Here is a 21,265-nt window from a genome sequence, read left to right as displayed (position 1 = left end):
CAAGAATCCTACGGGAAGTAACCTGGAGCCGCAAAAAGTCGTACTAGTCTCAGTTTTTGTTAAAAAAGTGTGTAGGATAATGTAACTCGCTTTTAACAGGGCAATGGAACACCCGCCCAGAGCATAACCAAACCAGGCAGTAAGTGAGAGAACAATGTCAAACAAACCCTTTCATTATCAGGCTCCTTTCCCACTCAAAAAAGATGATACCGAGTACTACCTGCTGACCAGCGAACACGTTAGCGTATCTGAATTTGAAGGGCAGGAGATTTTGAAAGTCGCGCCAGAAGCGTTAACTTTGTTGGCGCGTCAGGCGTTTCATGATGCGTCATTTATGCTGCGTCCAGCTCACCAGCAGCAAGTGGCCGATATTCTGCGCGACCCGGAAGCCAGCGAAAACGACAAATATGTGGCGCTGCAATTCCTGCGCAACTCCGACATCGCCGCAAAAGGCGTTCTGCCAACCTGCCAGGATACCGGCACCGCGATAATCGTCGGTAAAAAAGGGCAGCGTGTATGGACCGGTGGTGGTGATGAAGCGGCGCTGGCGCGCGGTGTCTATAACACCTATATCGAAGATAACCTGCGCTACTCGCAAAACGCAGCGCTGGATATGTATAAAGAGGTGAATACTGGCACCAACCTGCCAGCGCAGATCGATCTTTATGCTGTTGATGGCGACGAGTATAAATTCCTCTGTATCGCCAAAGGTGGCGGTTCAGCAAACAAGACGTATCTCTATCAGGAAACCAAAGCGTTACTGACGCCAGGGAAACTGAAAAATTATCTGGTTGAGAAAATGCGTACGCTGGGCACGGCGGCGTGTCCTCCGTATCACATTGCCTTCGTGATCGGTGGTACATCTGCGGAAACTAACCTTAAAACAGTAAAACTGGCTTCCGCTAAATACTATGACGAGCTGCCAACGGAAGGGAATGAGCACGGTCAGGCGTTCCGTGATGTGGAGCTGGAAAAAGAGTTGCTGATTGAAGCGCAAAATCTTGGTCTGGGGGCGCAGTTTGGCGGTAAATATTTTGCCCATGATATCCGCGTGATTCGTCTGCCACGCCACGGCGCATCCTGTCCGGTTGGTATGGGCGTTTCCTGTTCTGCTGACCGTAATATCAAAGCGAAAATCAATCGTCAGGGGATCTGGATCGAAAAACTGGAACATAATCCAGGCAAATATATCCCGGAAGAATTGCGTAAAGCAGGGGAAGGCGAAGCGGTGCGCGTTGACCTTAATCGTCCGATGAAAGAGATCCTCGCACAGTTGTCGCAGTATCCCGTTTCTACCCGCTTGTCGCTGAACGGCACGATTATTGTCGGTCGTGATATTGCCCACGCCAAACTGAAAGAGCGCATGGACAACGGCGAAGGGTTACCGCAATACATCAAAGATCACCCGATTTACTATGCTGGTCCGGCAAAAACGCCAGAAGGTTATGCCTCCGGCTCTCTTGGCCCAACGACCGCCGGACGGATGGATTCTTACGTCGATCAACTGCAAGCGCAGGGCGGCAGTATGATCATGCTGGCGAAGGGTAATCGCAGTCAACAGGTGACCGATGCTTGTAAAAAACATGGTGGCTTTTACCTTGGCAGTATCGGCGGCCCGGCAGCAGTGCTGGCGCAGGGCAGTATTAAGAGCCTGGAATGTGTTGAATATCCGGAACTGGGTATGGAAGCTATCTGGAAAATTGAAGTGGAAGATTTCCCGGCATTTATCCTTGTTGATGATAAAGGGAATGACTTCTTCCAGCAGATTCAACTCACGCAGTGTACCCGCTGCGTGAAATAAGCGGGCGGATAAGGCGTTTACGCCGTATCCGGCATGAACAAAGCGTATTTTGCAAACAATCTGAGCCGCCCTTTACTTCGGGGCGGCTTTTTTACATGGCACGAAAGACCAAACATTTGTTACCAAATAGTAAATAATGAGTGAGCTAAAAGTTGCTTAACGAAAGCAAAACAGAAAGAAAAAATTAATCAGGTGAGGAGCAGGCCATGAATACAGTACGCAGCGAAAAAGATTCGATGGGTGCGATCGATGTCCCGGCAGATAAGCTGTGGGGCGCACAAACTCAACGCTCGCTGGAGCATTTCCGTATTTCCACGGAGAAAATGCCCACCTCACTGATTCATGCGCTGGCGCTGACTAAGCGTGCAGCGGCAAAAGTTAACGAAGATTTAGGTTTACTCTCTGAAGAGAAAGCGAGTGCTATCCATCAGGCAGCGGATGAAGTGCTGGCGGGACAGCATGACGATGAATTTCCGCTGGCTATCTGGCAGACGGGTTCCGGCACGCAAAGCAACATGAATATGAACGAAGTGCTGGCCAATCGGGCGAGCGAACTGCTCGGTGGCGTGCGCGGAATGGAACGTAAAATTCACCCTAACGACGACGTGAACAAAAGCCAAAGTTCAAATGATGTCTTTCCGACAGCAATGCACGTTGCGGCGCTGCTGGCGCTACGCAAGCAACTCATCCCGCAGCTTAAAACACTGACACAAACGCTGAATGAGAAATCGCGCGCATTTGCCGATATCGTCAAAATTGGTCGTACCCACTTGCAGGACGCCACGCCGCTGACACTGGGCCAGGAGATTTCCGGCTGGGTAGCGATGCTGGAGCATAATCTCAAACATATTGAATACAGCCTGCCGCATGTGGCGGAACTGGCGCTGGGCGGTACAGCGGTAGGGACGGGGCTGAATACCCATCCGGAATATGCCCGTCGCGTAGCGGATGAGCTTTCGGTAATTACCTGTGCGCCGTTTGTTACTGCTCCGAACAAATTTGAAGCACTGGCGACCTGCGATGCACTGGTTCAGGCTCATGGCGCGTTGAAAGGGCTGGCGGCGTCACTGATGAAAATTGCGAACGATGTCCGCTGGCTGGCTTCAGGCCCTCGCTGTGGCATTGGCGAAATCTCAATTCCGGAAAACGAGCCGGGCAGCTCAATCATGCCAGGGAAAGTGAACCCAACGCAGTGTGAAGCGTTAACCATGCTTTGCTGTCAGGTGATGGGAAACGACGTGGCGATCAACATCGGTGGCGCTTCCGGTAATTTCGAACTGAACGTCTTCCGCCCGATGGTGATCCACAATTTCCTGCAATCGGTGCGCTTACTGGCGGATGGCATGGAAAGTTTTAACAAACATTGTGCAGTGGGAATTGAGCCGAATCGTGAGCGAATCAATCAATTGCTCAATGAGTCGCTAATGCTGGTGACTGCGCTCAACACCCACATTGGCTATGACAAAGCCGCTGAGATCGCTAAAAAAGCACACAAAGAAGGGCTGACTTTAAAAGCCGCAGCCCTTGCGTTGGGGTATCTTAACGAGGCCGAGTTTGATAGTTGGGTACGACCAGAACAGATGGTCGGCAGTATGAAAGTCGGGCGTTAATCTGCAACATACAGGTGCAGCCGTGGAATGATTAAGCGAAGCGGCTGCGCCTGGGGTTTGTAACGGTGCTGCACATTGTCGGCATCATAATTTAGCAGCTCGCCAACGTCCGGCACACCAGCACCATTATCCCGATTAACCAACGCGATAAGCGGCGTAGGGCAGGCATGTTGTACCTGTTTTTGATCTCCCTTATACCAGACACGGGCAATTGGCTGCACCTTCACCGGACGTTTGATTTTTAATTTCGCATCCTGCGGCAGGGCGGCGATATCCTGATACTCACGCTCCAGTTTTCCTTGCCACTCCTCGCGCGTCCACGGCGCGACGCTGCGTGGTGATTTCAGGCTTTTTTCCAGTTGAGCCAGTACTTCATCACGATGCAAATTCTTAATGATATGCTTATTCGCCCAGCCAAAACGTAAAGTGGCAGGATCGTGAAGAACCGTGAGCGTGCGGTAAGCGTTAAGGGTAATCAGTCCCGGCAAATGACGATGTACCCATTCAAAACGCGCCGCCGTGGGGAGTTCTGACTCAACCGTGACGATATGTTCAAAAGTGGTTTTGAGTTGATTGATGCGCTGAATATGACTTGCCAGCGCCGCTTGTGAAAGATTATCGACCTGATAACACAGCACGCCAGGCAGACGAACAGCGGCCTTGCTGCTGCGGTTTTCGGACTGTTGCTGAATAAACAAATGGCGGAAATGACGTAGTGCCAGCACCTGCGCCTCTTTGCCGAGATGTTGCTTAACTTCAATGCAATTCAGCGGATTATGCTCATCCGCTTTTTTGACTTCCGGTAAAGAGAACACGCGGGCAACCAGCAACTTGTGCTGCTCAAGCTCAGCGGCAAACGCGGCCAGTTCTTGCTCCATCTGACGAAAGGTAGTATTGAGTCGGTCAACGAGATCGTAACGAGCCATAAAATCACCACTTTAGTTACAACATACTTATTATATAACACAACGGCGGTAACTTGACCACCGTGCGCGTAGTGTCAGGCAGAGGTAAATTGCGGGATGTTATGCCATAACGGCCAGCTAAACGAGAAGCGGGCACCACCCAGTTCGCTGGAGTCACAGTTAACCGTGCCGCCCATTGCCAGTGCAATAGAGTGGACAATCGCCAGTCCCAACCCACAACCGCCGGTTGAACGGTCACGGCTAGGATCGAGACGCACAAAGGGTTCAAAGACATGCTCGCGATCCTGTGGGGCTATTCCTGGCCCATCATCTTCGACAATTAATGTCGCTCTGTTTCCTGCCAGTAGCAGGCTGGTTTCTACGGTTGAATGGCAGTAGCGCAGGGCGTTATTGATCAAGTTATCCAACACGCGCGCCATTAAGCGCATATCCAGCGCCGCATAATGACCTTGCATGAGCGTTTTTATCCGTACCGTTTTGTCGGGGTTAACAGCCTGGATATCGGCCAGATGTGTTGACAGCCATAACGGTAGGTCTGGCTCGCTAAGATGCAACTCATTTTGCGGGCGGTCTAATCGGGCATAGGTCAGCAGTTCTTCGATCAAGGCTTCCAGTTGGCTGATATCACGATTCAGAGCCTGAGACTCTGTTTCACTCAGGTTATCGCTCATCTCCAGCCGATAACGCAGGCGCACTAACGGCGTTCGCAGTTCGTGAGCAATCCCGTCGATAAGCTGTTTTTTGCTGGCAATTAATGCATTGATATTGTCCGCCATCTGGTTAAATGCTACGCCCAGTCGTTCAAAGCTCGAACCATCATCAAAGTGAATGCGTTCATTGAGATGGCCATCGCCAAATCGTTGCGCCGCTGCTTCCAGTTTTAACATGTCCTGCCAGTGCGGACGCATCCAGATAAACACTGGAAAGGCGAGAGAGATGGCAATAAAGGCAATCAGCGCGATATCCAACAAACGCATTTGATGGAGGTAATAGAGATAAGGAACGGGACCGACGGCCAGCACGTAGTGGCTGCGTGGGATGCGTTGCAAAAAAGTGTACTGATCATCCAGAGCAACAATCTCACCGCCACGCAGTCGGTGCATGGAAATTTCATCGAGATGATACTTACTCAAGGGTTCGACACGCAGATCGAAAGAGAGATTTAAATCCATCTCCTTCAGCGTTTTTCCCCAGTCGTGCGGGGGGATCTCCCGCAACTCGCTACGCATCAGGTACAGCGAACTGTTCATCAAATCATCCAGCGACTGTTTGCCCGCGCGTTCGGCGGTAAATTTGTACACCAGTCCAACCAGCAGGGACATCACCAGAAAGCAGACAAACAGTAAAAGATAAAACTGGATAAACAGTTTTTTCATCGCTCATTCCCATGCATGGGGCGCAAAAAGATAGCCTTTGTTACGCACAGTTTTAATACGATACGGTTCAGCAGCGTTATCGAGCAGTTTTTTTCTTAACCGCGAAATAGCCACGTCCACGCTACGATCCAGACCGTCATAACTGACGCCGCGTAAATTTCGCAACAACGCATCGCGATCCATAATTTGCCCCGCATGAGTGGCTAATTCCCAGAGCAGTTCGAAATCGGCGGTAGAGAGTGAAATCTCAGTGTTAGCAAGGGTGACTACGCGGTTAATAGGGTCGATGGTCAACGTGCCGAAATGCAATGCTTTGTAGGGCGTCAGAGGCGTTTCCTGAATGCCTTTGGTCAGCGTCGCTTGCTCATTCTGACGCAAATGTAAACGTAGCCGAGCCAGCAGAACTGCAGGAGGAGTCGTTTTGAGAATATAGTCGCAGGCACCCATTTCCAGCGCCAGAATGTGGTTCATATCACTGTCGAGGGAGGTCAGCAGAACGATTGGTCCGGACCACTTAGAACCTAAATCGCGACAGATAGTCATGCCGTCTTTGCCTGGTAGCATGATATCGAGTAGCACCAGATCCGGATTTTCCCGCAGGATCGTTTCTTCTGCATGGTCGCCGCGAGGTTCTATGGTTACCTGCATATCATGTTTCGCCAGGTATGCGGCAATCAGTGAACCAACTTCTGCGTCATCTTCCACAAATACGATAGTGTTCATATTATTCACGGTAGATATAAAAACGTCACAATACACTGCACCGTTTTTACTTACTATCAATCGTTTCTAAACAAGTTTGCATCAGGTATTCTACTAAGGACTTGTTATGGAAGTGTTAAGGTAAAAAGATGGGGCTGGTAATCAAAGCCGCGCTTGGTGCGCTGGTGGTGGTGTTGATTGGTGTATTAGCAAAAACGAAAAATTACTACATAGCCGGGCTGATCCCGCTTTTCCCAACCTTTGCGCTCATCGCGCATTATATTGTTGCCAGCGAACGCGGCATTGAAGCCTTACGCGCAACCATCATTTTCAGTATGTGGTCGATCATTCCTTATTTTATTTATCTGGCGTCGCTGTGGTATTTCACTGGAATCATGCGCTTGCCCGCGGCTTTTGTAGGTTCTGTGGTGTGCTGGGGACTAAGCGCATGGGTGCTGATTATTTGCTGGATGAAACTGCATTAACGCAGATGTCGACCTCCATCAAGCGGGAAACTGCGCCCGGTAACAAAGCAACTGGTGAGCAAGTAATCGACCAGATCGATCACCTCTTTCTCGCCAGGCGCGGTTTTCATCAGCGATTTATTCAGCGCCTGTTGGCGATATTCAGCATCATCATGTTCATTAAACAGGATCAGCGACGGTGCAATAGAATTCACTTTCACTTCCGGTGCCAGCTTGCGGGCAAATGAGCGGGTCATATTATCCAGGGCTGCTTTGCTTGCTGCATAGGCGATATGGTTGTCGCTGCCTCGTTCCACCACATAATCGGTGAAGTGAATAATATCGCTGGCGGCGTGCCCGTGACCACGCAGTAATCTTTCCAGAGCGTGGTTAAGAAGGTATGGGGTATTAACGTGGATTTGCATCATGCAGGCCAGCACGTCAGCCAGTGGCGTACCTGGTTTTTCTGCCATCCACGCGCTGGCATTGTGCAAAATGGCACGCAGGCCGTGGGTGCTTTTTAATACTTTATCGGCAAACGCCATCACGCCATCATTCGTCGAAAAATCAGCCTGAATACACTGTGCTCCCGCCTGAATCAGGCTATCAATGGCAGGATAGTGCGTCCGATAGCTGACAATCACCGGTTGCTTTTGATTAATGAAATGCCAGGCGAGGGCGAGGCCGATGCGACGGCCTCCGCCAGTGATTAATATTGGCAAGGGCTGGGTATTACCCATCGTTATCTCCTTTGCTATCCAACGATGGGACGAACGTTATCCCACCAGCATCCAGGTCGCCGGAACTGCGGCAATTAACAGCATGCCAATCAGTACCATTTCCTGACGATTCAGAACATTATCATGTGTATGCGTTTTACGCGCGTACAGGAATACCAGCAACCCCGGCGCATACAGAACGACGGACAACAACAGGTGCATTGGACCAGAGGCGTACAATAACCATAAGCCATAAATGCAGGCACCGACACCTACCGCTTTATGCAGCGGGCGGGTTGCGATTTTCAGCAAGAACGCGCCAACAAGGAAATAGGGCACCAGAATCATTTCTGAGGCAATGGTTAGCAACGTGTTGTAATCGGAACCGGTCAGCCAGATTAGCACCAGACAAATTTGCACGCAGATGTTGGTCAGCCACAGCGAGGCGGATGGCGCAGCCTGTGCGTTCTGGCGGGCAAAAATGCGCGGGAATGCTTTATGGGTCGCTGCCAGGAAGGGGACTTCTGCCGCCATAATGGTCCAACTTAAATATGCGCCACAAACGGAAACGATCAATCCGGCAGCGATGATAATCTCGCCCCACGGCCCCATCATTTTCACCATCAGGCCCGCCATAGACGGGTTACGAATTTCCGCCAGTTCAGGACGCGCAACCACGCCCAGCGAAAGCAGAGTGACCAGTAAATAAACGCCCAGCGCGGAAAGTACCGCCAGGAGTGTCGCTTTGCCGACATCATGTTTATTACGCGCACGCGCAGAAACCACCACCGCACCTTCCACACCAATGAATACCCACAGGGTGATCAGCATGGTGTTTTTCACCTGTTCCCACACCGGTACACCAAGTGCAAGGCCAGAGAAGTCGAGTCTGAAGGTGTCCAGTTTGAACATCATCAGCGCCAGTACAATAAACAGTCCCAATGGCAACAATTTTGCCAGCGTTGCCACCAGGTTAATGCTGGCAGCGGTCTGTACACCGCGCAGGATCAAAAAGTGAACAATCCACAAAAGTGCGGATGCACCGACGATCGATTGCCAGGTGTTGCCATCGCCAAACAGGCGCAGTTCCGGGGTATCGGTGAAGAAACTCAATGCAGAAAAGACGATCACCAGATAGGAGACGTTAGCGATAACCGCGCACAGCCAATATCCCCATGCGGAGCAGAAACCAATGAGTTCGCCAAAACCTTCACGAGCATAGGTAAAGATGCCGCCGTCAAGATCGGGACGAATGCGTGTCAGGATCAGCATGGCAAAGGCGAGTAATAAAATGCCAGCGCCAGTAATGCCCCAACCGATGAGCAGTGCTGCCGGGCTGGCAACCGCGGCCATATTTTGTGGCAGACTGAAAACACCTGCGCCCAGCATTGAGCTTAATACCAGCGCGGTGAGTGCGCTCAGTCCCAGTTTCTTTTCCATCGATATCCAGTGTTTAAAAGGTGTTCAAAAGAATAAATATTAGGGCAGGACGCATAAAAATGGTGTTTGCCACTGAAGCGCGGGATTTTACGAAGAGATGTGTCTGCATGCAATGGTCACGGGGAAATTTGTGACTAAAAATGCTAAAGGCGGCATAAAGCCGCCTCATTGGGATACTGAATAGTTATTTATACAGGTCTGCGCTGATGGTCAGATTATTACCACGTTCCTGCCACTGGCGGGTGATGTGGTAATACTTCGCACCTTTCTTCGCGGCACGTTTAGCAACCTGGTAGGAGACTTCGGTCATGTTACCGTAGTTACCTGAGAACTTAATGCTGTCGAACGGCACCATCATCGCTGCGGTTGCCTTGTTCAGTTCTTCGACTTTAGTGCCGTCAGGAAGCGTGACAGTGTAACGTCCGCCTTTTGAGGACTGAGTTTCGAAGAAACGACCAACTTCGGAACTGGGTGATGCGGTAGTGGCAACACCCGGGATTTCAACTTTCTTCGCGGCTTCGCCACCGGCAGCCAGGGCTGCACGTCCGGCTTCGGAGTCTGCCGGGATCACATCCGGGCTTTGGACTACACGTTTCTTAGCATCTTTTTTATAGATGAACGCTGTAATGCGTTGGTTACCGCCCTGGTTGGCATCGATTTGGCGAACGATGTAGAAAGAGTATGCGCCTTTTGCTTTCGCCGCTTTGGTGATGGCGTCATTCACTTCCGGTTGGCTACGGTAGAAGCCCTGGACGGTGACAGTGTCAAACGGCTCAATCAGAACGGCCTGGTCTTTTGGCAGTTCAACCACACCGTTAATCACGCGATTTTTTTCGGTTTCTGCTTTTTCAGCATCAGACTTATAGAGATCGGCAACCACTCGCCAGTTACCGCTGTTACCGAAATCTGACGTGTCGACAACATAAAAGGAGGCTGCACCTTCTTTATCAGCACGACGGGAAACGGCTTTCACCGCCTCGCCAATGGCATTGAAACGTCCGGTAACCACTACACGATCAAAAGGTTTAACCGCTGCCGCTTGCTCCGGTGTCAGTTCTGTTGCTGCGTTAACGGAGAATGCCGTAGCAGAAAGCAGTGCCGACGCCAGGAGGGTGTTCTTAAGCTTCATAAAAATAATCCTTCGCCTTGCGCAAACCAGGTACTGGTATTGTTATTAACGAGAAACGTGGCTGATTATTGCATTTAAACGGTGTAACTGTCTGCGTGATTTTTCATATCAGACTTCCTGATTTGATTTTAAACCTGATCGAATAACCATCTGTGATTAAAAAGTAACCGTAGCAACATACAACGGCTGAAACGGCTGAATTGTATAAGTTAATTTAATGTTAAGTGACAGTTTGCACCGGGGTGATCTCATGTTTTACCTGGCTATCGGAGACAATTATCGCCCTTTATCCGTTGTTCTATGGTGTTTATCTCACTATCAAGGCTGAATCGTTAATATTTTTCGAGTTAACGCCGAAATAGTGATTTTTGGCGCTAGATCGCAAGCATTATTTTCAGTACGTTATAGGGCGTTTGTTACTAATTTATTTTAACGGAGTAACATTTAGCTCGTATATGAGCGGCTTGTGTGGTTCCTGACACAGGCAAACCATCATCAATAAAACCGATGGAAGGGAATATCATGCGAATTGGAATACCAAGAGAACGGTTAACCAATGAAACCCGTGTTGCAGCAACGCCCAAAACAGTGGAGCAGTTGCTGAAACTGGGTTTTACCGTCGCGGTAGAGAGCGGCGCGGGTCAACTGGCAAGTTTTGACGATAAAGCGTTTGTGCAAGCGGGCGCTGAAATAGTAGAAGGGAATAACGTCTGGCAGTCAGATATCATTCTGAAGGTCAATGCGCCGTTAGATGATGAAATTGCGTTACTGAATCCAGGAACAACGCTGGTGAGTTTTATCTGGCCTGCGCTGAATCCGGAGCTAATGCAAAAGCTTGCGGAACGTAACGTCACCGTGATGGCGATGGACTCCGTACCGCGTATCTCACGCGCGCAATCACTGGACGCGTTAAGTTCGATGGCGAACATCGCTGGCTATCGCGCCATTGTTGAGGCGGCGCATGAGTTTGGGCGTTTCTTTACAGGGCAAATCACCGCGGCAGGTAAAGTGCCTCCGGCAAAAGTGATGGTGATTGGTGCGGGTGTTGCGGGTCTCGCGGCCATTGGTGCGGCAAACAGTCTCGGTGCGATTGTGCGTGCGTTTGATACCCGCCCGGAAGTGAAAGAACAAGTTCAAAGTATGGGCGCGGAATTCCTCGAACTGGATTTCAAAGAGGAAGCAGGCAGCGGCGATGGCTATGCCAAAGTGATGTCGGAAGCGTTCATCAAGGCAGAAATGGAACTCTTTGCTGCGCAGGCAAAAGAGGTCGATATCATTGTGACCACCGCGCTTATTCCAGGTAAACCGGCACCGAAACTGATTACCCGCGAAATGGTTGACTCCATGAAGTCGGGCAGTGTGATTGTCGATCTGGCCGCACAAAACGGCGGTAACTGTGAATACACCGTGCCGGGTGAAATCTTCACTACGGAAAATGGCGTCAAAGTGATTGGTTATACCGATCTTCCGGGGCGTCTGCCAACACAATCCTCACAGCTTTACGGCACCAACCTTGTCAATCTGCTGAAGCTGTTGTGCAAGGAGAAAGACGGCAACATTACTGTTGATTTTGATGATGTAGTGATTCGCGGCGTGACCGTGATTCGTGCTGGCGAAATTACCTGGCCGGCACCGCCGATTCAGGTTTCAGCCCAGCCACAGGCGACACAGAAAGCCGCACCGGAAGTCAAAGCTGAGGAAAAATGCACCTGTTCACCGTGGCGTAAATACGCCCTGATGGCGTTGGCAATCATCCTCTTCGGTTGGCTGGCAAATGTTGCACCAAAAGAGTTCCTCGGGCATTTCACCGTGTTCGCGCTGGCGTGCGTTGTGGGCTATTACGTGGTGTGGAATGTATCGCACGCGCTACATACGCCGCTGATGTCGGTCACCAACGCGATTTCAGGGATTATTGTTGTCGGAGCACTGTTGCAGATTGGCCAGGGCGGCTGGGTTAGCTTCCTTAGTTTTATCGCGGTGCTTATAGCCAGCATTAATATTTTCGGTGGCTTCACCGTGACTCAGCGTATGCTGAAAATGTTCCGCAAAAACTAAGGGGTAACATATGTCTGGAGGATTAGTTACAGCTGCATACATTGTTGCCGCGATCCTGTTTATCTTCAGCCTGGCCGGGCTTTCGAAACATGAAACCTCTCGCCAGGGTAACAACTTCGGTATCGCCGGGATGGCGATTGCGTTAATCGCTACTATTTTGGGGCCGGATACTGGCAATGTTGGTTGGATCTTGCTGGCGATGGTCATCGGTGGCGCAATTGGTATCCGCCTGGCGAAGAAGGTCGAAATGACTGAAATGCCGGAACTGGTGGCGATCCTGCATAGTTTTGTGGGGCTGGCGGCGGTGCTGGTTGGTTTTAATAGCTATCTGCATCACGATGCGGATATGGCTCCGATTCTGGCCAACATTCACCTGACGGAAGTATTCCTCGGTATCTTCATTGGTGCGGTGACCTTCACCGGCTCGGTCGTGGCATTCGGTAAGTTGTGCGGCAAAATTTCGTCTAAACCGCTGATGCTGCCAAACCGTCACAAAATGAATCTGGCTGCTCTGGTCGTTTCCTTCCTGCTGCTGATTGTGTTTGTCCGCACCGAAAGCGTTGGCCTGCAAGTTCTGGCATTGCTGATAATGACCGCCATTGCACTGGTCTTCGGCTGGCATTTAGTGGCTTCCATCGGTGGCGCAGATATGCCAGTGGTGGTGTCGATGCTGAACTCTTACTCTGGTTGGGCGGCAGCGGCCGCGGGCTTTATGCTCAGCAACGACTTGCTGATTGTGACCGGTGCGCTGGTCGGTTCTTCGGGGGCAATCCTTTCTTACATCATGTGTAAGGCGATGAACCGTTCCTTTATCAGCGTCATTGCGGGTGGTTTCGGCACCGATGGTTCCTCTACCGGCGACGATCAGGAAGTGGGTGAACATCGCGAAATTACGGCGGAAGAGACGGCGGAACTGCTGAAAAATTCGCATTCAGTGATCATCACCCCAGGTTACGGCATGGCAGTCGCGCAGGCGCAATATCCGGTGGCAGAAATCACCGAGAAACTGCGTGCCCGCGGTATCAACGTGCGTTTCGGTATTCACCCGGTTGCGGGGCGTTTGCCTGGGCATATGAACGTATTGCTGGCAGAAGCGAAAGTGCCGTATGACATCGTGCTGGAAATGGACGAGATCAACGATGACTTTGCTGATACCGATACCGTGCTGGTAATTGGTGCGAACGATACGGTTAACCCGGCGGCGCAGGACGATCCGAAAAGCCCAATTGCCGGTATGCCTGTGCTGGAAGTGTGGAAAGCGCAGAACGTGATTGTCTTTAAACGTTCGATGAACACCGGCTATGCTGGTGTGCAAAACCCGCTGTTTTTCAAGGAAAACACCCACATGCTGTTTGGTGACGCCAAAGCCAGCGTGGATGCGATTCTGAAAGCACTGTAACCTCAACGGCCTCTGCGGAGGCCGTTACTCTTTCTTGAGATCGCTTAACAGCACGGCGATACTTTGACCTCCCGCTGTTTGTTCAAGCGCAATTTTGACAATAATCGTCAACGGCACCGAAAGCAGCATCCCCACCGGTCCTAACAACCATCCCCAAAAAATTAACGACAAAAAGACCACCAGTGTGGAAAGCCCCAATCCGCGTCCCATAATGCGTGGTTCCAGAATATTACCGAAGACCAGATTAATCAGCAGATATCCCGCCAGCACCAACAACGCTTCGTAGAAACCATTAAACACCAGTACCTGGGCAATAGGGGGAATAGCCGCAAGGACCGAACCAATATTAGGAATGTAATTAAGCGCGAAGGCCAGCAATCCCCAGACAAAAGCAAAGCGAACGTCCAGTGCTGCGAGCATCGCCCAGGCGACCAGTCCGGTGATGATGCTGATGGCCGTTTTCAGCACCAGGTAATGCGACACACTGTCAATCGCGCGCTGAATCGCCGCCATTCCTTCGACCGGACGTGCCATCATTTGCTGGAGTTTGCCGGGCAGTTGCGGAACTTCGAGCAGCATAAACAGCACCGTCAACAGCAATAAAAATATTGATGACATGGCGTTAGATAACTGCGTCAGTAAGTTGGTCAGCAACGTCATCGCCGCGTTCGGGTCAATGTAATGCGCCAGTTGGTCAACTGAGACATCAATACCCACGCGCTGTAATAAAGGCTCCAGAGCTTGCAGAGGCTTTATGATTGAGCTGCGATACTGTGGCAAAGTGCGGGTCAGTTCATTGAGTGTTGAGCCGAGATAGGCCAGCATAAGCACCATCGCCATTACGATGATGGTCATTAAAATCGACACCGCCAGTACGCGCGGTACTCGCCAGCGAACCATGCGTTGTACCAGCGGGTTAAGAATGACTGCGATAAATAGGGCGAGGATAAAGGGGACGATGATATCGGCGGCAAACCGGATACCGCAGAGAATAATGACCAGCATTCCCAACATAATGACGATTTTTAGGCCATTGAGCGTGATGATCGGCTTTGCCATGTTTATCCCCGTTTTTTTCTTCGCTAATAATATTTTTTCTGCGGCATTATAACGAAAATCAAACCACTCAGGTAAAGATATGAAAATGTTTTGAGTTAATTCTTAAGCTATGATACAAATCAGGCGTGTACAACTACCGAGGACAATTATCATCCGCGATGACGAGAAGCAACACTGCGGATAATTGTAATATTATGGACAATTTGTTCAGGACGTTATTTTCTACATTTACCCATCTTCGTACCTCATCCAGCATCTTGCTCGCAGGCGAGCAACACTGGCGCAACGCGCTTTAGTCCTTTCTTCTGTCAAAGCTGGCGCTCTGCGCTGGACTGAATACTTTTCTTTGGTTTCGCTGAATTCAGCGAACATTAAAATAATTCTCTTGCAGGGGAAGGACGATGTATATTTATTGGGCTTTATTAGGTCTGGCTATTGCCACAGAAATTACCGGAACGCTGTCAATGAAATGGGCGAGCGTCAGTAACGGTAACGGTGGATTTATTTTAATGCTGGTGATGATTTCACTGTCATATATATTTCTTTCTTTCGCCGTGAAAAAAATAGCGCTTGGTGTGGCTTATGCTCTGTGGGAAGGCATCGGTATTTTATTTATTACGCTATTTAGCGTTCTGTTATTCGATGAAAGCTTATCGCTGCTAAAAATTGCCGGGTTAACAACCCTGGTTGTCGGGATTGTGTTGATTAAATCTGGTACACGCAAAGTACGTAAACCCTCGCTGGAGGTGAACCGTGGCGCAGTTTGAATGGGTTCATGCCGCCTGGTTGGCACTGGCAACTGTGCTGGAAATCATGGCTAACGTCTTTTTGAAATTTTCTGACGGCTTTCGCCGCAAAGTTTATGGCTTGCTCTCGCTGGCGGCGGTGCTTGCTGCCTTTAGCGCGCTTTCGCAGGCCGTTAAAGGGATCGACTTGTCTGTAGCCTATGCATTGTGGGGTGGGTTTGGTATTACCGCCACTTTAGCTGCGGGGTGGATCTTGTTTGGTCAACGTTTAAATCGCAAAGGCTGGGTTGGCCTGATCTTGCTATTGGCCGGAATGATCATGGTGAAACTCGCCTGATGACCACGCTGCCCGACAATGCGGGCAGCGTTTGAACATTATTGCCGGGTCAGTTCTTCTAACTTGTCGCGAAAACCGGTGACAGAAATGGCCCGGTTATCGGCGCGCCAGCGATCTTTCGCTGCAGGAGCTGAACTTTGCACACCAATTAACTGCCAGCCGTCATCAGTATGCAGCATCAGTGGCGAACCGCTGTCACCCGGCAGGGTATCGCACTGATGCGACATCACCGAGGTTTGCGCCCAGCCAGTCACTTCGCAATTTTGATGGCTGTATAAGGTATCAAGATGATCTTCGGGATACCCCGCCTGAGTCACTTTACGACCAGCCGCTTTTAATGCGGCGGTAAGCGCGGCTTTATCTCCCTCAAATAATGGCAACGGCGTAATGCCAGAAGGGGGATTGCGCAGCACAATCAAACCGAAATCCCACGGCGCGGCTGCGGGCGGGACAATCCAGCCATCACCATCAGCCTTTAACCGTTTCCCTAGCGTCGGATCAACACGACCTTCAATATCGTGGATCTCATAGCGCCATAGCCCTTTATTCGAAACAAAACGCAGCGCAATTGCTTTGTCTGGTTTACCTTTTGGTGGCGTTAATAAACAGTGGCCCGCAGTTAATGCGAGATTAGGCGCAATCAGCGTCGCCGTACATAAATTGCCGCTGGCCGTTTCCAGTTGCCCAACCGCATCCCACGGCGATTGGGTCGTGTTATTTACCGGTACACGATCATCATGACCAAAAAATAGGGTGCTGACCTCATCATGAGCCGATTTAGGATCGTCCGGTTTATCCGCAAACACAAATGCAGATGTCAGACTAATTGCACCCAGTACTACAGCAATGGTTGTACGCATATCACACTCTGGCGAGTAATTATGATTATTAAAAGCAAACCCTCGTAAATACTATAGACGGGACGGGATGAAAGTGGGAGTAAAATCAGATAACTACGCTCAGGAAAGATAAAAACGGGCGGCAATCAGCGCACATAAAATAAGGATGATAAGAATGAACTCAAAGCGATAACGGCCCACCATAGTACCCTCCGCTAAAGGCGGTGCTAAACGTTACCCGCTTAGCACCGTAATTTTCAGGCGCGAGGGGGCGCGCCACTATTGCTGTCGAAAACTTATGCGGCTGGCTGTGCTGCAGGTTTTGTCGGTTGTTGCTGGCTGTGTTTTTTGCTGTGCTTTTTGGCGGCCTGTGCTTTTTGCTCAGGTGCTTTCTGTTCAGTTTTTGCTTTTTTATGATGTTTTTTAGCCGCTTGCGCTTTCTGGGCGGGCGCTGCTTTATGCTGTTTTTTATGATGAATGGTTTTTGCAGGTGCTGCTTTGGTAGCAGCAGTCGGAGCAGGCGTGGTCGCAGTCTCTGCGGCAAAGGCAGCAGAAGAGAGACCCATAGCAGCGGCAACAACCAGAGCTAATACTTTTTTCATTGTCATACCCTCAATTTGGTTTTTTATGCAACCCCACTGCGGGGCCGATGTAATGACTATATCTCTGGAAATAGCAGGCTTCCGTGAGTGGTTGGTTTCGGCATGTAACGATATGTACAAAGCGAGTAGCGATGACGTGAGAAATAATAACGCATTGTGACTTAAGGAGATTTTCCCACCAATATCGGTAGTATTGATTGACTTAACTTTTTCATTACCTATAAATTGGTAGAATCACCGTGTATTAACAATAAATGACACACAGCAAAATGAATCCGTTTATTTGGGTGCTTATTATCCTGATGGCGTTAGATGCACTGCGAGAAATGGCCGGCACTTCGTCTATTTTGGGATGGTTATTAACGTTGAGTTGAGCAGACAATAAGCCCGGACAGGTTTTAACTCAGTCCGGGCTTATTTTTCAGGCGTGCAGGCGATGATGTAAACGTGTTCCGACCAGAATAGCGACCACCAACATCACGGCAATAAATGCACCGACGCCGTTCCAGCCATAGTTATGCCAGAAGACGCCACCTAATGTCCCTGCAATACTTGAACCCAGATAGTAACAAAATAGATACAGCGAGGAAGCCTGGCCTCTGGCGCGTTTAGCACGTGGGCCAATCCAGCTACTGGCGACAGAGTGAGCGGCAAAGAATCCTGTAGAGAAAAGCATCATACCGGCAAAAATCAACCACAGTGGGTTGAACAATGTCAGGAGAAGGCCAAAAAGCATGACACCTGTCGAAAATAACATCACCGGACCACGACCGAAGCGGGTAGTCATGGTGCCTGCTTTTGGCGAACTCCAGGTGCCAGTCAAATAGACTAGCGATAATAAGCCAACCACGGCCTGACTGACATGCCAGGGGGGAAGCATCAACCGATAACCAATGTAATTAAACAGAGTGACGAACGACCCCATCAGCAAAAAACCTTCGACGAATAATAAGGGTAATCCCTGATCACGGCAGTGCAGACGGAAGTTAATAAACAGCGTTTTTGGGCGCAACGAGGATGGGCGGAAATGGCGTGACTCCGGGAGGATTTTCCAGAACATTAACGCTGAGGTCAGAGCGAAACAGCCAATAACCGCCAGAGCAATTCGCCAGTTAAAGAAGTCAGTAAATACCCCGCTGATTAAGCGCCCACTCATACCGCCAATTGAGTTGCCGCTGATGTACAGTCCCATTGAAAATGCCACAAAACTGGGGTGGATCTCTTCGCTAAGGTAGGTCATGCCAACGGCAGCTACGCCGCTTAACGACAGACCAATCAAGGCGCGCATAATCAAAATACCGTGCCAGCTAGTCATCATCGTCGAAAGTAACGTGCAGATGGAGGCCAACAGTAGTGCCGTCACCATCACCGGCTTGCGACCTATGGCATCGGAAAGTGGGCCAGTAAATAGTAAACCAATGGCAAGCATGATCGTTGAAATTGACAGTGAAATACTACTGTTAGCAGGCGTTAAGCCAAATTCTTGCGAAAGCACCGGAAGAATAGGCTGCACACAATAAAGAAGCGCAAAGGTTGCCAGCCCGGCCGAGAATAGAGCCAGAGTGACACGCATAAATTGCGGCGTACCGCGTTTAATGAATTCGTTTGTCCGGGAAAGGTTTTTCTTGTCAGTGTCACTTGCCGGAGTGCCATCAACAGTTGTAGTACGACTCACTTGAAATCCTTGCTAAATATGCCCGTGATGTGGGATTAGGAATAGATTAGGAAAATCGAATTGTTATGTCTAATATATTAATAGTCTCAAATAAGATGTTTAAAATATGAATATTGAATTGCGCCACCTTCGTTACTTCATTGCTGTTGCGGAAGAGCTGCATTTTGGTCGCGCTGCTGCCCGACTGAATATTTCACAACCGCCGCTAAGCCAGCAGATTCAGATACTGGAGCAACAAATTGGCGCGCGACTGCTGGCACGAACCAATCGCAGCGTAATGCTGACGGCAGCAGGGAAGCAGTTCCTTGCTGATAGTCGGCAAATCCTGTCTATGGTGGATGACGCTGCCGCTCGCGCTGAACGCCTGCATCAGGGAGAGGCGGGAGAGTTACGCATTGGCTTTACCTCATCAGCGCCATTTATTCGCGCAGTATCTGATACCTTATCGCTGTTTCGTCGCGAATTTCCTGATGTTCATTTGCAGACACGCGAGATGAACACCCGCGAGCAAATAGCACCCCTTATCGAAGGGACGCTGGATATGGGGTTGCTACGAAATACTGTGTTGCCGGAGACGCTGGACCACGCGGTCATTGTGCATGAACCACTTATGGCGATGATCCCGCATGATCATCCTTTGGCCAATAAATCGAATGTAACGCTGGCAGAACTGGCAAAAGAACCCTTTGTTTTTTTTGATCCGCACGTAGGGACGGGGCTGTATGATGACATTCTCGGCCTGATGCGACGTTACAATCTCACCCCAGTCATCACCCAGGAAGTCGGCGAGGCGATGACTATCATCGGCCTGGTTTCCGCGGGTCTTGGCGTTTCGATTTTGCCCGCATCTTTCAAACGCGTACAACTCAATGAAATGCGTTGGGTATCTATTGCGGAAGAGGATGCGGTTTCTGAGATGTGGCTGGTTTGGCCAAAACATCATGAACAAAGCCCGGCAGCACGTAACTTTCGTATTCAGCTACTGAATGCTCTCTGATGAGGAAAAATTCAGCAAAAAATCCCGAAAAATGTGCTGTCAATCACATGGCTAAGTAAAAATTTGACGTTACGCATTGAAGTGCTTCACCATAGCCTACAGATTATTTCGGAGCGCGAAAATATAGGGAGTATGAGGTGGTTGCTGAAAACCAGCCGGGGCACATTGATCAAATAAAGCAGACCAACGCAGGTGCTGTATATCGCCTGATTGATCAGCTTGGTCCCATTTCGCGTATCGACCTTTCTCGCATGGCGCAGCTCGCGCCAGCCAGTATTACCAAAATTGTCCGCGAAATGCTTGAAGCGCACCTGGTGCAAGAGCTGGAAATTAAAGAGGCTGGAAACCGTGGCCGTCCGGCGGTGGGGTTGGTAGTAGAAACGGAAGCCTGGCACTATCTTTCTTTGCGTATTAGTCGTGGCGAGATTTTTCTTGCACTGCGTGATTTAAGCAGCAAGTTGGTGGTGGAAGACTCGCTGGAGTTGGCGCTGCAGGATGAATTACCGCTGTTGGATCGCATCATTACTCATATTGATCAGTTTTTTATTCGCCATCAGAAAAAACTCGAGCGCCTGACTTCTATTGCCATTACCATGCCGGGAATTATTGATACGGAAAATGGTATTGTACATCGTATGCCGTTCTACGAGGACGTAAAAGAGATGCCGCTCGGTGAAGCGCTTGAGCAGCATACCGGTGTACCGGTTTATATTCAGCATGATATCAGCGCATGGACGATGGCCGAGGCCTTGTTCGGCGCATCCCGCGGAGCGCGCGATGTGATTCAGGTGGTTATCGATCACAATGTGGGAGCGGGTGTGATTACCGATGGTCATCTGTTACACGCAGGAAGCAGTAGCCTTGTGGAGATAGGCCACACTCAGGTCGACCCCTATGGAAAACGCTGTTATTGCGGTAACCACGGCTGCCTGGAAACCATCGCCAGTGTTGACAGCATTCTTGAACTGGCGCAATTACGTTTGAATCAATCCATGAGTTCGATGTTACACGGACAGCCGTTAACCGTGGACTCATTGTGCCAGGCGGCACTGCGGGGCGATCTGCTGGCAAAAGATATTATTACCGGTGTGGGGGCGCATGTTGGGCGCATTCTTGCCATCATGGTGAATTTATTTAACCCACAAAAAATACTGATTGGTTCACCGTTAAGCAAAGCGGCAGAAATCCTGTTCCCTGTCATTTCTGACAGCATCCGTCAGCAGGCGCTTCCTGCCTACAGCCAGCACATTAGCGTCGAAAGCACGCAGTTTTCTAATCAGGGGACGATGGCGGGAGCCGCATTGGTAAAAGACGCTATGTATAACGGTTCTTTGTTGATTCGTCTGTTGCAGGGTTAACATTTTTTAACTGTTCTACCAAAATTTGCGC

At 50.0% G+C, this 21,265-nt stretch carries 22 protein-coding genes; 11 read left to right on the top strand and 11 right to left on the bottom strand.

All coding sequences use genetic code 11. From position 1 onward, the window contains the following. The first annotated feature begins 154 nt into the window (after nucleotides 1–154). Complete coding sequence (gene fumB / locus BEA93_RS02565) at nucleotides 155–1,801, top strand: class I fumarate hydratase (protein ID WP_001516347.1); 1,647 nt, start codon at nucleotides 155–157, stop codon at nucleotides 1,799–1,801. A gap of 206 nt (nucleotides 1,802–2,007) precedes the next feature. Beyond that, nucleotides 2,008–3,411 carry a class II fumarate hydratase gene (gene fumC, locus BEA93_RS02560; RefSeq protein ID WP_105224323.1) on the top strand — a complete coding sequence of 468 codons (1,404 nt, stop codon included), beginning with the start codon at nucleotides 2,008–2,010 and terminating at the stop codon, nucleotides 3,409–3,411. On the opposite strand, the gene tus is transcribed toward fumC, so the two are convergent. The 3 genes from tus to rstA all read right to left on the bottom strand — a co-directional run bounded on the left by tus (nucleotide 3,408) and on the right by rstA (nucleotide 6,436). After that, nucleotides 3,408–4,337: a DNA replication terminus site-binding protein gene (gene tus / locus BEA93_RS02555; RefSeq protein ID WP_105224324.1), complete on the bottom strand. Its 930-nt coding sequence runs from the start codon at nucleotides 4,335–4,337 to the stop codon at nucleotides 3,408–3,410. The genes fumC and tus overlap by 4 nt on opposite strands. Before the next feature lie 74 nt (nucleotides 4,338–4,411). Further along, entirely contained in the window at nucleotides 4,412–5,713 is a 1,302-nt protein-coding gene (gene rstB / locus BEA93_RS02550; protein WP_000732531.1) for a two-component system sensor histidine kinase RstB, read from the bottom strand. Between the two features lie 3 nt (nucleotides 5,714–5,716). Next, nucleotides 5,717–6,436 (bottom strand): two-component system response regulator RstA, encoded by a 720-nt coding sequence (rstA, locus tag BEA93_RS02545; protein WP_001092496.1) that lies wholly within the window; start codon nucleotides 6,434–6,436, stop codon nucleotides 5,717–5,719. Between the two features lie 128 nt (nucleotides 6,437–6,564). On the opposite strand from rstA, the gene BEA93_RS02540 reads away from it, so the two are divergent. Further along, complete coding sequence (locus tag BEA93_RS02540) at nucleotides 6,565–6,900, top strand: GlpM family protein (protein WP_000524883.1); 336 nt, start codon at nucleotides 6,565–6,567, stop codon at nucleotides 6,898–6,900. Here BEA93_RS02540 and folM read toward each other — a convergent pair. The 3 genes from folM to ydgH form a co-directional block, all read right to left on the bottom strand. Continuing rightward, nucleotides 6,897–7,619 (bottom strand): dihydromonapterin reductase, encoded by a 723-nt coding sequence (gene folM / locus BEA93_RS02535; RefSeq protein WP_000528572.1) that lies wholly within the window; start codon nucleotides 7,617–7,619, stop codon nucleotides 6,897–6,899. The genes BEA93_RS02540 and folM overlap by 4 nt on opposite strands. A gap of 36 nt (nucleotides 7,620–7,655) precedes the next feature. Further along, nucleotides 7,656–9,038, bottom strand: a complete 1,383-nt coding sequence (locus tag BEA93_RS02530; protein ID WP_000412361.1) for an amino acid permease — start codon at nucleotides 9,036–9,038, stop codon at nucleotides 7,656–7,658. Nucleotides 9,039–9,222: 184 nt separating this feature from the next. Continuing rightward, the gene (gene ydgH, locus BEA93_RS02520; protein ID WP_001516349.1) at nucleotides 9,223–10,167 is read right to left on the bottom strand and encodes a DUF1471 family protein YdgH; all 945 of its coding nucleotides are present in this window, start codon (nucleotides 10,165–10,167) and stop codon (nucleotides 9,223–9,225) included. Between the two features lie 522 nt (nucleotides 10,168–10,689). Here ydgH and pntA point away from each other — a divergent pair. Together pntA and pntB are read left to right on the top strand one after the other, a co-directional pair. Beyond that, entirely contained in the window at nucleotides 10,690–12,222 is a 1,533-nt protein-coding gene (gene pntA, locus BEA93_RS02515) for a Re/Si-specific NAD(P)(+) transhydrogenase subunit alpha (protein ID WP_001516350.1), read from the top strand. 10 nt (nucleotides 12,223–12,232) lie between these two features. Beyond that, entirely contained in the window at nucleotides 12,233–13,621 is a 1,389-nt protein-coding gene (gene pntB, locus BEA93_RS02510) for a Re/Si-specific NAD(P)(+) transhydrogenase subunit beta (protein WP_000014047.1), read from the top strand. A gap of 24 nt (nucleotides 13,622–13,645) precedes the next feature. On the opposite strand, the gene tqsA is transcribed toward pntB, so the two are convergent. Beyond that, nucleotides 13,646–14,680: an AI-2 transporter TqsA gene (gene tqsA / locus BEA93_RS02505; protein WP_001516351.1), complete on the bottom strand. Its 1,035-nt coding sequence runs from the start codon at nucleotides 14,678–14,680 to the stop codon at nucleotides 13,646–13,648. 125 nt (nucleotides 14,681–14,805) lie between these two features. Here tqsA and BEA93_RS26280 point away from each other — a divergent pair, with 125 nt between their 5' ends. The 3 genes from BEA93_RS26280 (at nucleotide 14,806) to mdtI (ending at nucleotide 15,763) form a co-directional block, all read left to right on the top strand. Further along, on the top strand, nucleotides 14,806–14,976 hold the full coding sequence (locus tag BEA93_RS26280; protein ID WP_085947940.1) for a protein YdgV: 171 nt from the start codon (nucleotides 14,806–14,808) through the stop codon (nucleotides 14,974–14,976). 105 nt (nucleotides 14,977–15,081) lie between these two features. Beyond that, nucleotides 15,082–15,447: a multidrug/spermidine efflux SMR transporter subunit MdtJ gene (mdtJ, locus tag BEA93_RS02495; RefSeq protein WP_000276139.1), complete on the top strand. Its 366-nt coding sequence runs from the start codon at nucleotides 15,082–15,084 to the stop codon at nucleotides 15,445–15,447. Further along, complete coding sequence (mdtI, locus tag BEA93_RS02490; RefSeq protein ID WP_000046672.1) at nucleotides 15,434–15,763, top strand: multidrug/spermidine efflux SMR transporter subunit MdtI; 330 nt, start codon at nucleotides 15,434–15,436, stop codon at nucleotides 15,761–15,763. The genes mdtJ and mdtI overlap by 14 nt, the downstream gene beginning before the upstream one ends. A 38-nt stretch (nucleotides 15,764–15,801) precedes the next feature. On the opposite strand, the gene BEA93_RS02485 is transcribed toward mdtI, so the two are convergent. From BEA93_RS02485 to asr, 3 genes are all read right to left on the bottom strand, one after another. Further along, nucleotides 15,802–16,623, bottom strand: a complete 822-nt coding sequence (locus BEA93_RS02485; protein ID WP_001260827.1) for a trypsin-like serine peptidase — start codon at nucleotides 16,621–16,623, stop codon at nucleotides 15,802–15,804. 99 nt (nucleotides 16,624–16,722) lie between these two features. After that, nucleotides 16,723–16,806: a hypothetical protein gene (locus BEA93_RS02480; protein WP_000233090.1), complete on the bottom strand. Its 84-nt coding sequence runs from the start codon at nucleotides 16,804–16,806 to the stop codon at nucleotides 16,723–16,725. Between the two features lie 92 nt (nucleotides 16,807–16,898). Further along, nucleotides 16,899–17,204, bottom strand: coding sequence for an acid resistance repetitive basic protein Asr (gene asr, locus BEA93_RS02475; protein ID WP_000756318.1), 306 nt, complete (start codon nucleotides 17,202–17,204; stop codon nucleotides 16,899–16,901). Nucleotides 17,205–17,458: 254 nt separating this feature from the next. On the opposite strand from asr, the gene BEA93_RS26275 reads away from it, so the two are divergent. Beyond that, nucleotides 17,459–17,578: a KPN_01571 family protein gene (locus tag BEA93_RS26275; protein WP_220131396.1), complete on the top strand. Its 120-nt coding sequence runs from the start codon at nucleotides 17,459–17,461 to the stop codon at nucleotides 17,576–17,578. Between the two features lie 47 nt (nucleotides 17,579–17,625). Here BEA93_RS26275 and BEA93_RS02470 read toward each other — a convergent pair whose 3' ends face one another. After that, nucleotides 17,626–18,879 (bottom strand): MFS transporter, encoded by a 1,254-nt coding sequence (locus BEA93_RS02470; protein ID WP_000091861.1) that lies wholly within the window; start codon nucleotides 18,877–18,879, stop codon nucleotides 17,626–17,628. Nucleotides 18,880–18,985: 106 nt separating this feature from the next. Between BEA93_RS02470 and BEA93_RS02465 the strand changes: the two genes are divergently transcribed. Further along, nucleotides 18,986–19,876 carry a LysR family transcriptional regulator gene (locus BEA93_RS02465; RefSeq protein WP_001516353.1) on the top strand — a complete coding sequence of 297 codons (891 nt, stop codon included), beginning with the start codon at nucleotides 18,986–18,988 and terminating at the stop codon, nucleotides 19,874–19,876. Between the two features lie 137 nt (nucleotides 19,877–20,013). Beyond that, nucleotides 20,014–21,234: a sugar metabolism global transcriptional regulator Mlc gene (mlc, locus tag BEA93_RS02460; protein WP_000225254.1), complete on the top strand. Its 1,221-nt coding sequence runs from the start codon at nucleotides 20,014–20,016 to the stop codon at nucleotides 21,232–21,234. The last annotated feature ends 31 nt before the right edge of the window (nucleotides 21,235–21,265 follow it).

The sequence above is a fragment of the Escherichia sp. MOD1-EC5950 genome (assembly GCF_002965345.1).
GTDB classification, from domain to species: Bacteria; Pseudomonadota; Gammaproteobacteria; order Enterobacterales; family Enterobacteriaceae; genus Escherichia; species Escherichia marmotae.
The sequence above is the reverse complement of the archived record's forward strand: the minus strand, read 5'-3'. Positions and strand labels throughout refer to the sequence as shown.